The 12,502-nt window shown below is 66.8% G+C and carries 14 protein-coding genes; 2 read left to right on the forward strand and 12 right to left on the reverse strand.

What is annotated here, in order from left to right; all coding sequences use genetic code 11:
* Window positions 1–34: 34 nt before the first annotated feature.
* The 3 genes from ACWDXS_RS14830 to ACWDXS_RS14840 all read right to left on the reverse strand — a co-directional run bounded on the left by ACWDXS_RS14830 (window position 35) and on the right by ACWDXS_RS14840 (window position 2,781).
* Window positions 35–535 carry a DUF4189 domain-containing protein gene (locus tag ACWDXS_RS14830; protein WP_387443006.1) on the reverse strand — a complete coding sequence of 167 codons (501 nt, stop codon included), beginning with the start codon at window positions 533–535 and terminating at the stop codon, window positions 35–37.
* 242 nt (window positions 536–777) lie between these two features.
* On the reverse strand, window positions 778–1,332 hold the full coding sequence (locus ACWDXS_RS14835; protein WP_449965869.1) for an NADAR family protein: 555 nt from the start codon (window positions 1,330–1,332) through the stop codon (window positions 778–780).
* A gap of 162 nt (window positions 1,333–1,494) precedes the next feature.
* Window positions 1,495–2,781, reverse strand: coding sequence for a PucR family transcriptional regulator (locus ACWDXS_RS14840; RefSeq protein ID WP_378989115.1), 1,287 nt, complete (start codon window positions 2,779–2,781; stop codon window positions 1,495–1,497).
* Window positions 2,782–2,940: 159 nt separating this feature from the next.
* Here ACWDXS_RS14840 and ACWDXS_RS14845 point away from each other — a divergent pair, with 159 nt between their 5' ends.
* Window positions 2,941–3,564 (forward strand): TetR/AcrR family transcriptional regulator, encoded by a 624-nt coding sequence (locus ACWDXS_RS14845; protein ID WP_387443000.1) that lies wholly within the window; start codon window positions 2,941–2,943, stop codon window positions 3,562–3,564.
* 61 nt (window positions 3,565–3,625) lie between these two features.
* On the opposite strand, the gene ACWDXS_RS14850 is transcribed toward ACWDXS_RS14845, so the two are convergent.
* From ACWDXS_RS14850 to ACWDXS_RS14890, 9 genes are all read right to left on the reverse strand, one after another.
* Window positions 3,626–4,054, reverse strand: a complete 429-nt coding sequence (locus tag ACWDXS_RS14850; RefSeq protein ID WP_449965873.1) for a DUF4189 domain-containing protein — start codon at window positions 4,052–4,054, stop codon at window positions 3,626–3,628.
* Window positions 4,055–4,269: 215 nt separating this feature from the next.
* Window positions 4,270–4,701, reverse strand: coding sequence for a DUF4189 domain-containing protein (locus ACWDXS_RS14855; protein WP_378989112.1), 432 nt, complete (start codon window positions 4,699–4,701; stop codon window positions 4,270–4,272).
* A gap of 170 nt (window positions 4,702–4,871) precedes the next feature.
* Window positions 4,872–5,279 carry a metal-sulfur cluster assembly factor gene (locus ACWDXS_RS14860; protein WP_378989111.1) on the reverse strand — a complete coding sequence of 136 codons (408 nt, stop codon included), beginning with the start codon at window positions 5,277–5,279 and terminating at the stop codon, window positions 4,872–4,874.
* Complete coding sequence (gene sufU / locus ACWDXS_RS14865; RefSeq protein WP_056810385.1) at window positions 5,276–5,758, reverse strand: Fe-S cluster assembly sulfur transfer protein SufU; 483 nt, start codon at window positions 5,756–5,758, stop codon at window positions 5,276–5,278. Before sufU ends, ACWDXS_RS14860 begins: the two co-directional genes overlap by 4 nt.
* Window positions 5,759–5,761: 3 nt before the next feature.
* Entirely contained in the window at window positions 5,762–7,015 is a 1,254-nt protein-coding gene (locus ACWDXS_RS14870; protein WP_378627113.1) for a cysteine desulfurase, read from the reverse strand.
* A 1-nt stretch (window position 7,016) separates the two neighbouring features.
* The gene (gene sufC, locus ACWDXS_RS14875) at window positions 7,017–7,784 is read right to left on the reverse strand and encodes a Fe-S cluster assembly ATPase SufC (protein WP_067452582.1); all 768 of its coding nucleotides are present in this window, start codon (window positions 7,782–7,784) and stop codon (window positions 7,017–7,019) included.
* A 32-nt stretch (window positions 7,785–7,816) separates the two neighbouring features.
* Window positions 7,817–8,995, reverse strand: coding sequence for a Fe-S cluster assembly protein SufD (gene sufD / locus ACWDXS_RS14880; protein WP_378989110.1), 1,179 nt, complete (start codon window positions 8,993–8,995; stop codon window positions 7,817–7,819).
* Window positions 8,995–10,431, reverse strand: a complete 1,437-nt coding sequence (gene sufB, locus ACWDXS_RS14885) for a Fe-S cluster assembly protein SufB (RefSeq protein ID WP_378989109.1) — start codon at window positions 10,429–10,431, stop codon at window positions 8,995–8,997. Before sufB ends, sufD begins: the two co-directional genes overlap by 1 nt.
* A complete protein-coding gene (locus tag ACWDXS_RS14890) occupies window positions 10,428–11,222 on the reverse strand; it encodes a helix-turn-helix transcriptional regulator (protein WP_378989108.1) in 795 nt (264 codons plus the stop codon). Before ACWDXS_RS14890 ends, sufB begins: the two co-directional genes overlap by 4 nt.
* A gap of 346 nt (window positions 11,223–11,568) precedes the next feature.
* Between ACWDXS_RS14890 and ACWDXS_RS14895 the strand changes: the two genes are divergently transcribed.
* The gene (locus ACWDXS_RS14895; RefSeq protein WP_378989107.1) at window positions 11,569–12,498 is read left to right on the forward strand and encodes a rhomboid family intramembrane serine protease; all 930 of its coding nucleotides are present in this window, start codon (window positions 11,569–11,571) and stop codon (window positions 12,496–12,498) included.
* Window positions 12,499–12,502: the final 4 nt, after the last annotated feature.

Genomic DNA, 12,502 nt, shown 5'->3' on the forward strand with positions numbered 1-12,502 from the left:
TATTCGGTCCGTGCCCCTGCTGCTTCGCGTTTCGCTACACGTTCGCCGTGCACGCGGACAGGATGACACTCGCCGCACGCGGCGACGCCGAACCCGGATCCGGGAACGGGGCCGCGCTGATGCCGAGCACGTCCACCGCGGAGCGCTCGGCCGCGTCCAGGGAGTGATCCCACGACCAGCCGAAGCGGTAGTCCGCGCCTTGGGCCACCGCGCCGCACGCATTGCGGAATTCGACGACGACCTGGCAGTCGCGCACGCCGCACTCATCGAGCGCGGCCTGGCTCGCCGCAGCCCAGCTGCCGTAGTTCACCGCCGAGGCCACCACGGCGCGACCCGACGACAACGCCAGCGCCCCGTACAGGTCACCCGACGCGGTCTCGAATCCACCGTCGCGCGATACCGCCGTGTACCCCGGAGCCTCGGCGATCGCCACACCACTCTCCCCCGCGGCCGCGGGCCCGGCGTTCACCACGGTGAACGCCGCCACCGCGGACAGCGCGGCCACACCAAGGGCATATTTGCCCACAACAGACATCAGAGATTCTCCCCGTCGAAATACCGACTCCGTGCCTCGAAGCCGAACCAATCATGAACGGCGGCCGACTTCCCCGGAAATAGCTTTCCGGCATCGCCACGACACCGTTCAGCGAACCTGTCATAGCGCCGAGATATTTCCGGCCACAACAGTTCTCGCTTGTCGAAACGCCCGATTCCTCCCGAACCGTTCGTCTGCCACAGACTAACAACGCCCACCGACAAGTAGCGATGGACCGCTATCTACCGGCGAACCAACTCGTCCCGCGCCCGCATCAACGCGAACCCGAGCAGATTGAGTCCCTTCCACCGCACGGGATCCAGCGCACCCGAATCATCGGCGGCCATCCCGATCCCCCAGATCCGGTCCACCGGGCTGGCTTCGACGAGCACCCGCGCACCGGTACCGACCAGATATTCCCGCAGCGCGTCATCCTGCCCGAACTTGGCCACGCTCCCGGCGACCACAATGTCGAATCGCGTTCGCTCCCAGATGTCTTCGTCGAAGTCACGGATCTGCCTGCCGAGTTTCTTCGCCTGGCTCGGATGGCCGACCTCGAGGATCTTCGCCGCGGTAGCCGCGTCCTCGAACAGCATCGCCTTGCGCCACATCATGTAGTGCTCGGCACTGGCGAATTCCACACCGTCGACAACGAATGTCGCCGGCCACCACTGGCTCAGGCTGCTCGAGCCGATCGTCCCGTCGCGACGTGGGCTGTGCCCCCAGAACGCCAGGTACTTCGGCGACGCGCCCTGCTCGATCGCTCGACACAACTGCTCTACCGACTCGGCGGTCATCACCCCTCCTAGTTTTGGTCTATATAACCATAGAACGAAACCAGGTTCACTGTATTTCTCGATGCGCCGTCCGGTGTTCGCTTGGCGGAGTGCGGGATCGGCGTTCGAAAGCCCCGGCATCGCGACAACTCAGGGTCGCGGCGCCGGGGACGGAGGTGGGGTTCAGGCCGAGCGGATGCCGTCCAGGTCGGAGTAGGGATGGGGAGCGGGGCGCCGGGGAATTCGGGCTTCGGTGACGGTGGAGTGGGGGGCGGGGCCGGTGTGGAAGCTGCGGGCGATCATCGAGGAACGCAGTTGCCACAGGCCCGAGGACTGGGCCGGGTCGAGGCCGGTGAGTTGAGCTACCCGGCGCAGGCGGTAGTCGACGGTGTTGGTGTGGATGTGCAGCAGCCGGGCGGTGCGCTGGCGGTTCATGTTGTTGGCGATGTGCACGCGCAGGGTTTCGTAGAGCTCAGGGTGGTTGTCGAGGGGGGCGAGGAGTTCACCGAGCCGGGCGCGACCGGGGCCGGGTCGGGTGAGCTGGTACTCCAGGGCCAGGTCGCCGAAGCGGTAGAGGCCGGGGGCGCTGTCGAGACGCTCCACCATGTCCAGGAGTTCGTGGGCGCGCTGGGCCGCATCGGGGATCTCCTCCGTGGCCGCGGGCACCAGAGCCGCGGTGATGTCGACATGCGCGGCCCGCGACAGCGCTTCGACCAGTGCGTCGAGCTGCTCGCCGACCAGCAGATCGGCGGGGATCAGCAGCGTGCCGCCGTCGACCGACAGCAGCGACAGCACCTGCTCACCGCACCGATGCGCCAACGCCGTTTGCACCCTGCGCAGCTTGCGCCGGGCCACCACCGCACCGTTCACGCGCGGGTCGCGCTCGTCGGGGTGCGCCCCGATCGAGAGAGCGAGCACCGAATACGCGTCGGAGACGGTGATGCCGACCTCGCGGGCCATGGTGACGGTCGACTGACCGGCCAGCAGTGCCGAGGTGAGGGTGTGCACCGCCGTGTGATGTTCGCCGACGGCCTCGCGGTGCTCACGGATGTAGGAGCGAGTCACCGTGGTACACAACAGGTCCGAGATCTCGACGACCCGGCGGAAGCCGTGGATCAGACTCGCGCGATCGACATCGGCCACCCCGTCGTAGACCGCGTCGAAGGAGAGCCGGAAGCCCTCGTGGAAAGCGTGCAGGATCGTGTCGATCGGCACGCCTTCGCGCGCCCAGCCCGCCGCCGCCACCGCGAGCCGGTTCAGCTTCACCTCCTCGTCGCGGCCGTCCAGCATGCCGCCGACGATTTCCAGGCACATCCGGGTGACCGAGGTGACGTCGCCGGCGATCACATCGCCGGGTAGCGTCCGGCAAGTCGCGACATTGTCGACGAAGTGACCGACCAACCGGCTGGTCATCGTCCGGACATCGCGCAGGGGCTGCCACAGGGCCGTCTCGTCCAGTGGGATCGTCATCGTCGACTCCTCCTTCTTCTACACCCCGGCGCCGCCGGTAGTGGTTGTGCTTCCGTCATGTCGGCCGATGTGCTGGCCTACACTGCGGTTTCTCTGTGATCATGACTGTAGGGTGAGCAACCGCTCACCTTCTACTCTTCTTTCTGCCGAGGTCGATAGATGCCCCCGCAAGCCGATAAGCAGCGCAAACGCCCCAAGCAGGACCGGGCGAAGGAGACGAGAGCGCGCATTCTCACGGTGGCCGCTCATCTTTTCGGCACCCGCGGTATCGGCAATACCTCGACCAACCGGATCGCGACCGAAGCGGGCATGAGCATCGGCACGCTGTACCGCTATTTCAACGACCGCGACGAGATCGTCAAAGAGCTCAACGACAGCCTGTTTCTGCAGGTGGAAGAGCGCTACAGCCAGCTGCTCACCGCCAGTTCCGGCCAGTCCCCCCGCGATGCCGTGATAGGTCTGATCCGCTCCGCCGTCGACATTCTCGTCGCGAACGGGCCGCTCGTCCGTGCCCTGGTCGCCGATCTGCAGTTCTACGGCAGCGGTATCCCCGAATTCGAACCCCGGCTGCGGATGCTCATCAAGCTCTACCTCATCCAGTTCATGGGCCCGATCAAGCACGTCGACATCGACGTGATGGCCTTCGTCGTACTCAACGCGGGCTTCGCCACCGCGTTGCGTTCGGTCGAACTCGACGACGCCGAGCTCGACGCCATCATCGCCGGGACCGCCGACATGATCAGCGCCTGGATCGACTCGGTAGCCGTTGTCGAAAATGCTTAGTACACAACAGCAGAGGGCCCGGATCCTGGGTGAGGATCCGGGCCCGTTCGCTCCGTGATGGTCAGCGCGCGTTCGCCGTGCAGATGACGTCGACGATTTCGGAGCCGCTCAGGCCCGCCGAGCCCGTGTTGGCCAGCAGCGCGGTCGGGGTCAGCTCGGAGAGGTTCTCGTACGCCTTGCGCTCGGCCTCTGCCCGCGTCGCACCGGTCGACCACGCGATGCCGTTGTCGCTCTCGACCAGCACGGCGCAGCCGTTGGCCCACGTCGTCACCACGTTGCAGTCCGCCAGGTGGCAGTCGGCGATCGCGGCGGCCTGGGCGGCCTCGGGGCTTTCCTCGTTGACGCTGGTGCCGTAGATCGCCTGGCCGTCGCTCAACGCGATCGACGCCCACTGGTCGCCTGCCGCACTCGCCGCACCGGCGCCCAGCACCGACCCGGCCGCAAGAACCGACGCCGCAACGGCGAAGACGGCCTTACCCATGAAACTCATTCGAAAGATCTCCTCTGGAACCTGTTCCGGAAGTCCGGAACCTTCAAGATCATCATTGATGACCCGGTGACAGCCAACCACACGGTGAAACATCACATCACCGCCGTCAGCACATGAATCCAGACCAGCATGCTCCGGCCGTGATCAGCGTCTGGGCCGAAGACGACTCGAGCCCGGACCGCTACGCGGTCCGGGCTCGACAATCACCGTGACGATCAGCTCGCGTTGGCGGTACAGACCGTTTCGATCACATGACCGCCGGCCAGCTGCGACGAACCAACGTTGACGAGCAGGCTCTGCGGAGTGCCCTCGGTCAGCGCGAGGTAGGCCTCCCGCTCCGCGTCGGCGCGGGTCGGGCCCTTGCCCCAGGCGATGAAGTCATCGTTCTCCACCAGGGCCGCGCAGCCGTTGACCCACACGGCCTCCACCAGGCAACCATCCGCGGCGCACTGTTCCAGCGCGGCAGCCTCGGCCTCAGCGCGCGTGGGATAGCCGACCGAACGACCGTAGTTCGCCCAGTCGCCGTCCGCGGCCATCGCGCCCCACTGGTCGGGGCCGACGGCATTCGCCGAACCGGCGCCCAGCACCGCGCCGGCCGCAAGGCCGAGCGCCGCCACGGCGAGGCCGGCCTTACTCATGAAACTCATTCGAAAGATCTCCTCTTGACACTGTTCCGGCAAGTCCAGAACCGTCAAGATCATCACTGATCGCCCGGTGACAACCAACCAGAACGGGAATCATCACACCGAGACCGGTCGACACATAACCGCAAAAAGGGCCCGGATCCAGCCAGGATCCGGGCCCGAAAAGCGCGGTGCTACACCGTGAAGCCGAGGGCGCGCAGCTGTTCGCGGCCGTCGTCGGTGATCTTGTCCGGGCCCCACGGGGGCATCCAGACCCAGTTGATCTTCAGATCCTCGACCATACCGCTGCGCACCAGGGCGTTGCGGGACTGGTCCTCGATGACGTCGGTCAGCGGACAGGCCGCCGAGGTGAGCGTCATGTCGAGGGTGCAGACGTTCTCCCCGTCGACCGACAGGCCGTAGACCAGGCCGAGGTCGACGACATTGATGCCGAGTTCGGGGTCGACGACGTCACGCATCGCCTCCTCGAGGTCCTCGAGGTGCTGAATCTGTTCGGCCGTCAACTCGACTTCGGCGGGTTTGTCGACCTCGACTGCCTGCGCGACGTCCGGGGTCTGTGCGGTATCGGTGCTCTCACTCATGTGGCAGACTCCCCATTTCCCATCGGTGCCTTGGTTTCCTCGGCCGAACTGATCTGCACGACAGCGTCTTTGAACGCCATCCACCCGAGCAGCGCGCACTTGACCCGCGCCGGGTACTTGCTCACACCGGCGAGGGCGATGCCGTCGCCGATCATGTCCTCGTCGCCTTCGACGGTGCCGCGGCTGGAGATCATCTCGCTGAACGAGTCGACCACCTTCAGCGCCTGCTGCACCGGCAGCCCGATCACCTGATCGGTGAGGATCGAGGTGGCGGCCTGGCTGATCGAGCAGCCCTGGCCGTCGTAGGAGACGTCGGCGACCTCACCGGCGTCGTCGATCTGCACGCGCATCGTCACTTCGTCACCGCACGTCGGGTTCACGTGGTGCACCTGCGCACCGAACGGTTCCCGCAGCCCGCGGTGGTGCGGGTGCTTGTAGTGGTCCAGGATCACTTCCTGGTACATCTGTTCCATACGCATGATCTAGGCAACTCCGAAGAAGGTCTTGGCCTTCCGCACGGCCGCAACCAGCGCGTCGACCTCATCGAGGGTGTTGTAGACCGCGAACGAGGCACGCGCGGTGGCGGCGACACCGAACTTGCGGTGCAGCGGCCAGGCGCAGTGGTGCCCGACCCGGATGGCCACACCCTGGTCGTCGAGGATCTGGCCCACATCGTGGGCGTGGATCCCGTCGACCACGAACGACACCGCGCCACCACGGTCCACGTTCTCGATCGGCCCGACGATGCGCACGCCCTCGATCCCGGACAGACCGTCGAGCGCGGCACCGGTGAGGGCGTGCTCGTGCGCGGCGACCGCGTCCATGCCGAGGTCCTCGAGATAGCGCACCGCGGCGGCCAATCCGACGACCTGCGAGGTCATCGGCGTGCCCGCCTCGAAGCGCTGCGGCGGCGGCGCGTAGGTGGTCTTCTCCATGGTGACGGTCTCGATCATCGACCCACCGGTGATGAACGGCGGCGTCTCCTCCAGCAGCGCCCGGCGGCCGTACAGTCCGCCGACACCCATGGGGCCGAGCATCTTGTGGCCGGAGAACGCGGCGAAATCGACCCCGAGCTCGTGGAAGTCCACCGCCATGTGCGGCACCGACTGGCAGGCGTCGAGCACGACGAGCGCGCCGACGGCCTTTGCCCGGCGGACCAATTCGTCCACCGGAGCCACCGCGCCGGTCACGTTCGACTGATGGCTGAACGCGAGAACCTTTGTCGCGGAAGACAGTTCGAGCGAATCCAGGTCGATGCGGCCGTCATCGGTGATGCCGTACCACTTCACGGTGGCACCGGTCCGACGCGCGAGCTCCTGCCACGGAACGAGATTCGCGTGGTGTTCGAGCTCGGTGATGACGATCTCGTCGCCGGGGCCCACCTTGTAGGGGAACCGGTCGTCACCGAACGCGTTGGCCACCAGGTTCAGCGACTCGGTCGCGTTCTTGGTGAACACGATCTCGCCGGTGTCGGCGCCGACGAAGCGGGCGATGTCGGCGCGCGCCTCCTCGTAGGAGTCGGTCGCCTCCTCCGCCAGCTGGTGGGCACCGCGGTGCACCGCCGAATTCCGGGTGAGCAGGAACTCGCGCTCGGCGTCCAGCACCTGCAGCGGACGCTGCGAAGTGGCACCGGAGTCCAGGTACACCAACGGTTTCCCGTCCCGCACCGTGCGGTGCAGGATGGGGAAGTCGGCCCGGATCCGGGCCACGTCGAGGGCTGGCACCGTCGCGGTCATGTCAGGCTCCAGCGGTCGCGGACGTGAAGCGCTCGTAGCCGTTCGCGTCGAGTTCCTCGGCCAGCTCGGAGCCACCTTCGGCGACGATCTTGCCGTTGACGAACACGTGCACGAAGTCGGGCTTGATGTAGCGCAGGATGCGGGTGTAGTGCGTGATCAGCAGCACGCCGCCCTCTTCGCGCTCCTTGTAGCGGTTGACGCCCTCGGAGACGATGCGCAGCGCGTCGACATCCAGACCGGAGTCGGTCTCGTCGAGGATCGCGATCTTCGGCTTGAGCAGACCCAGCTGCAGGACCTCGTGACGCTTCTTCTCGCCACCGGAGAAGCCTTCGTTCACCGAGCGGTCGGCGAAGGCCGAGTCGATGTCGAGTTCCTTCATCGACTCCTTCACCTCCTTGACCCAGGTGCGCAGCTTGGGGGCCTCGCCGCGCACGGCGGTGGCGGCGGTGCGCAGGAAGTTCGACATCGAGACGCCGGGGACCTCGACGGGGTACTGCATGGCCAGGAACAGGCCCGCGCGGGCGCGCTCGTCGACCGACATGTCGAGAACGTTCTCGCCGTCGAGGGTGATGGTGCCCTGGGTGACGGTGTACTTCGGGTGGCCCGCGATCACGTAGGACAGCGTGGACTTGCCCGAGCCGTTGGGGCCCATGATGGCGTGCGTCTCGCCGGACTTCACGGTGAGGTTCACGCCGTTGAGGATCTGCTTGGACTCACCCTCGGGGGTGGTGATCTCCGCGTGCAGGTCCTTGATTTCCAAGGTGGTCATCGAATTAGAGTCCTTCGTGGGAAGTAGGTGAGTCAGATACCGACAGTGGCGAGTTCGGCCTCGATGGCCGCCTCGAGCCGCTCCCGGACCTCGGGGACCGCGATCTTCTGGATGATCTCGAAGAAGAAGCCACGCACCACCAGGCGGCGGGCGACGTCTTCGGGAATGCCGCGAGCGCGCAGGTAGAACAGCTGCTCGTCGTCGAAACGGCCGGTGGCACTCGCGTGTCCGGCGCCGGCGATCTCGCCGGTCTCGATCTCCAGGTTCGGCACCGAGTCGGCGCGCGCGCCGTCGGTGAGCACCAGGTTGCGGTTCGCCTCGTAGGTGTCGGTGCCCTCGGCGGCCGCGCGGATCAGCACGTCGCCGATCCAGACCGTGCGAGCGTCACCCTTGGGCGAGGCCGGATCACCCTGCAGCGCACCCTTGTACAGCACATTGGACTTGCAGTTGGGCTCGGCATGATCGACCAGCAGTCGCTGCTCGAAGTGCTGACCGGCATCGGCGAAGTACAGGCCGAACAGCTCGGCCTCGCCACCGGGACCGGCGTAGCGCACGGTGCCCGACAGGCGAACAAGGTCGCCACCGAGGGTCGCCGACACGTGGCGCAGGTTCGCGTCACGACCCAGCTTCAGGTGATGCGCGGTGACGTGCACGGCGTCTTCGTCCCATTCCTGGACCGCGACGACGGTGAGCTTGGCGCTGTCACCGAGCACGAATTCGACGTTCTCGGCGTAGGTTCCGCCGCCGCGCTGGTCGATGACCACGGTGGCGACGGCGAAGTTGTCCAGGCGCACCTGCAGATGACCGTAGGCGGTCTTGCCCTCACCGGGACCGGTGATGGTGACGGTGACCGGGTCCGACACTTCGGTTTCCGGGCCGACGGTGATCACGGTCGCCTCGGAGAAACCCGAATAGGCCTGGGCGGCAACACGATCAGCGGGAGTACCGGCCTGGCCGAGACGAGAGTCGGTGCGGCCCACCGTTTCCACCGTGACACCGGCGACTTCACTCACCTCGACGGTTGCCTGACCGTCGGCGACAGCGGTGCCGTCGTGCAGGCCGCGCAGACGGCGCAGCGGGGTGAACCGCCACGCCTCGTCGCGACCCGACGGGACCTCGAATGCGTTCACGTCGAACGAGGTGAAGACCTCACCCTTGTTGACCGCGGCGCCCGCGCCAGGATTCTGGATCGGCGTCTCGAGCGTCGACATCAGCCCACGGCCCCTTCCATCTGCAGCTCGATGAGCCGGTTCAGTTCCAATGCGTACTCCATCGGCAATTCCTTGGCGATCGGCTCCACGAAGCCACGCACCACCATCGCCATCGCCTCGTCCTCGGTGAGGCCGCGGCTCATCAGGTAGAACAGCTGATCCTCGGAGACCTTGGAGACGGTCGCCTCGTGACCCATCGTTACGTCGTCCTCGCGGATGTCGACGTAGGGGTAGGTGTCGGAGCGGCTGATCGTGTCGACCAGCAGCGCGTCACACTTCACGGTCGACTTGGAACCGTTGGCGCCCTTGTTGATCTGGACCAGACCGCGGTACGACGCGCGACCGCCGCCACGCGCCACCGACTTCGACACGATGGTCGAGGAGGTGTGCGGGGCCAGGTGCAGCATCTTGGCGCCGGTGTCCTGGTGCTGGCCGGGGCCCGCGAACGCGACCGAGAGGACCTCGCCGTGCGCGTGCTCGCCGGTCATCCAGACCGCCGGGTACTTCATGGTCACCTTGGAGCCGATGTTGCCGTCGACCCACTCCATGGTGGCGCCGGCTTCGGCCTTGGCACGCTTGGTGACCAGGTTGAACACGTTGTTCGACCAGTTCTGGATGGTCGTGTAGCGGCAGCGGCCGCCCTTCTTCACGATGATCTCGACGACCGCGGAGTGCAGCGAGTCGGACTTGTAGATCGGCGCTGTACAACCCTCGACGTAGTGGACGTAGGCGTCCTCGTCGACGATGATCAGCGTCCGCTCGAACTGGCCCATGTTCTCGGTGTTGATCCGGAAGTAGGCCTGCAGCGGGATGTCGACGTGCACGCCCGGCGGCACGTAGATGAACGAGCCACCCGACCAGACGGCGGTGTTGAGCGCGGAGAACTTGTTGTCACCGGCGGGGATGACCGAACCGAAGTACTTGTGGAAGATCTCCGGGTGCTCCTTCAACGCCGTATCGGTGTCGAGGAAGATGACGCCCTGCTTCTCCAGGTCCTCGCGGATGGAGTGGTAGACGACCTCGGACTCGTACTGCGCCGCGACACCGGAGACCAGACGCTGCTTCTCCGCCTCCGGGATGCCCAGCTTGTCGTAGGTGTTCTTGATGTCCTCGGGCAGGTCTTCCCAGCTCTCGGCCTGCTTCTCGGACGAGCGCACGAAGTACTTGATGTTGTCGAAGTCGATGCCCTCGAGGTTGGAACCCCAGTTCGGCATGGGCTTGCGGTCGAAGATGCGCAGCGCCTTGAGGCGCAGGTCGAGCATCCACTCCTCTTCGCTCTTCTTGGCCGAGATGTCGCGAACGACAGCCTCCGACAGGCCACGTTGGGCGCTGGCGCCTGCCACATCGGAGTCGGACCAGCCGTAACCGTAGGTGCCCAGCGAGGCGATGGTTTCGTCCTGGGTAAGCGGTTGTACCTGGTCGGTCGAGGTCGTCATTCGGCACTCCTTCCGGAGTCGTTCGTTCGTCCCGCCGCGGGCTGTGCGGCGGTTGGGGTCTTCGGCACCGCGACCAGCGGTACGTGGGTGGTGCAGGCGCAATCGCCGTTGGCGATCGTCGCAAGGCGCTGCACGTGGGTACCGAGCAGGTCGCGGAAAGCGTCCAATTCGGCCGCGCACAACTGCGGGAACTCCTCGGCGACATGGGCCACCGGGCAGTGGTGCTGACAGATCTGCACACCGGCGCCGACCTGACGGGTGGTGGCGGCGAAACCGGCGTCGGCGAACGCTTCCGCGATCTCCTCGACCTTGGCCTCGATCACCGGTGCGGTGTGGTCGGTGACGGGTTCGATGCCGTCGACGATCACGCGAACCCGCTTGCGCGCGAATTCGGCGATCGCGGCGTCGCCACCGATCTCGCCGAGCTGGCGAATCGCCGCCCCGGCCAGATCGTCGTAGGCGTGCCCGAGGTTGCCCCGGCCCGCCGCGGTGAGCTGGTATTGCTTGGCCGGTCGACCGCGCCCTTTCTGCTGCCACGGCGCGGAGCGGCTCGCCCGAGCCTGGCCCGCGTCGATCAACGCGTCGAGGTGCCTGCGCACCCCGGCGGGCGCGAGACCGAGTTCGGTGCCGATCGCCGTCGCGGTGATCGGCCCCTGCTCGAGCAGCAACTGGACGATGGCCGCCCTGGTCTGCCCTTCGTGCGCGGTCGCCGCGGGGACAGCCGACGACCGAGCGCCGGTCGTCTTACGACCGTCACTTTCCACGTCTGTCCGCAAACCCACGGTTTTCACAACACCAGTGTGGCGGAATTGCTTCCCTAAATCTAATAAGGGTCACCTGACAAAGGGTGCCCTGACCTGCGATGAAGATCATCGGGGTGCTCCCCCGCCCGATAAAACCCCAGGTGCGGCCCCTGCGGACCGATCCCGGCCGCTCGGCCGGGTGACCCATCGCACAGGTCGGCAACCGCGACCACCCGGCGCCCGGCAACACCGCACCCGGTGCCGAACGGTCCGCCCGGCACGCTCGCACGGCGTTGCTCGCAGGAGATATTCGCACCACAACGCGGCGAGCGACGGTCCGGGTGCGCGGTGGCGAACCCGGCGGGCGCAGGGGGCGGTCTGGCACGATGGCAGGGTGTCGAACCCGCTCACACCCACGTGTGTCCGTCATCCTGATCGGCCTACCGGACTCGCGTGTACGCGATGCGGGCGGCCCGCCTGTCCGGACTGCCTGCGTCCGGCGGCGGTCGGGCAGCACTGCGTGGACTGTGTCCGGCAGGGGCAGCAGGACGTGCGACCGGTGCGGACCGTCGGCGGCGCGCGCGAGGGCGGCGCGGTTCCGTACGTGACCTACGGGTTGATCGCGGTCAATGTGCTGGTCTATGTGCTCACCGCGGCGCAGGCCGGTAGCCCGATGTACAACTACCGCGGGTCGTCGGTGTTCCGGGAGTTCGTCCTGGTGCCGCTGCTGGTGGCCGACGGCGAGTGGTGGCGGCTGCTCGGTTCGGGGTTCCTGCATTACGGCGCGATCCATCTGCTGGTCAACATGTTCGCCCTGTATGTCGTGGGGCGCGACCTCGAGCAGGTGCTGGGCAGGATCAGGTACGGCTGCGTCTATCTGGTCTCGCTGCTGGGTGGGTCGGCGGCGGTGATGGCGCTGTCGGATTCGGTGACGGCGACGGCCGGCGCCTCCGGTGCCGTGTACGGCCTGTTCGGCGCTGTCACGGTGACGCTGATCCGGCTGCGGCAGAGCCCGACCCCGATGCTGGTGGTCATCGGTGTGAACGTGCTGATCAGCTTCTCGATCCCGGGAATCTCGCTGTGGGGTCACCTCGGCGGTCTGGCCGCGGGCACGTTGAGCGCGCTCGGCATCCTGTTCGTACCCGGCTGGCTGTCGGCCCGCGATCAGCGATCCGCGCAGCGCATCGGCTGGGCCGCGCTCGGTGCGGTAGCGCTGATCTGTGTGGGCGTGATCGTCGCCGCCGCGCTCTCGTTGCGCGCGGACCCGGCCTTCGTCGGACCACCGGCCGTGACCGCGCCGACCCCCGTCGAAGCACCCAGGTAGTCCG

The organism is Nocardia sp. NPDC003183, from assembly GCF_053590715.1.

Coding starts and splice junctions, on each gene's coding strand:
- ACWDXS_RS14830 (WP_387443006.1), bottom strand. CDS start 535: ATGTCTGTTGTGGGCAAATATGCCCTTGGTGTGGCCGCGCTGTCCGCG.
- ACWDXS_RS14835 (WP_449965869.1), bottom strand. CDS start 1,332: ATGACCGCCGAGTCGGTAGAGCAGTTGTGTCGAGCGATCGAGCAGGGC.
- ACWDXS_RS14840 (WP_378989115.1), bottom strand. CDS start 2,781: ATGACGATCCCACTGGACGAGACGGCCCTGTGGCAGCCCCTGCGCGAT.
- ACWDXS_RS14845 (WP_387443000.1), top strand. CDS start 2,941: ATGCCCCCGCAAGCCGATAAGCAGCGCAAACGCCCCAAGCAGGACCGG.
- ACWDXS_RS14850 (WP_449965873.1), bottom strand. CDS start 4,054: ATGAGTTTCATGGGTAAGGCCGTCTTCGCCGTTGCGGCGTCGGTTCTT.
- ACWDXS_RS14855 (WP_378989112.1), bottom strand. CDS start 4,701: ATGAGTTTCATGAGTAAGGCCGGCCTCGCCGTGGCGGCGCTCGGCCTT.
- ACWDXS_RS14860 (WP_378989111.1), bottom strand. CDS start 5,279: ATGAGTGAGAGCACCGATACCGCACAGACCCCGGACGTCGCGCAGGCA.
- sufU (WP_056810385.1), bottom strand. CDS start 5,758: ATGCGTATGGAACAGATGTACCAGGAAGTGATCCTGGACCACTACAAG.
- ACWDXS_RS14870 (WP_378627113.1), bottom strand. CDS start 7,015: ATGACCGCGACGGTGCCAGCCCTCGACGTGGCCCGGATCCGGGCCGAC.
- sufC (WP_067452582.1), bottom strand. CDS start 7,784: ATGACCACCTTGGAAATCAAGGACCTGCACGCGGAGATCACCACCCCC.
- sufD (WP_378989110.1), bottom strand. CDS start 8,995: ATGTCGACGCTCGAGACGCCGATCCAGAATCCTGGCGCGGGCGCCGCG.
- sufB (WP_378989109.1), bottom strand. CDS start 10,431: ATGACGACCTCGACCGACCAGGTACAACCGCTTACCCAGGACGAAACC.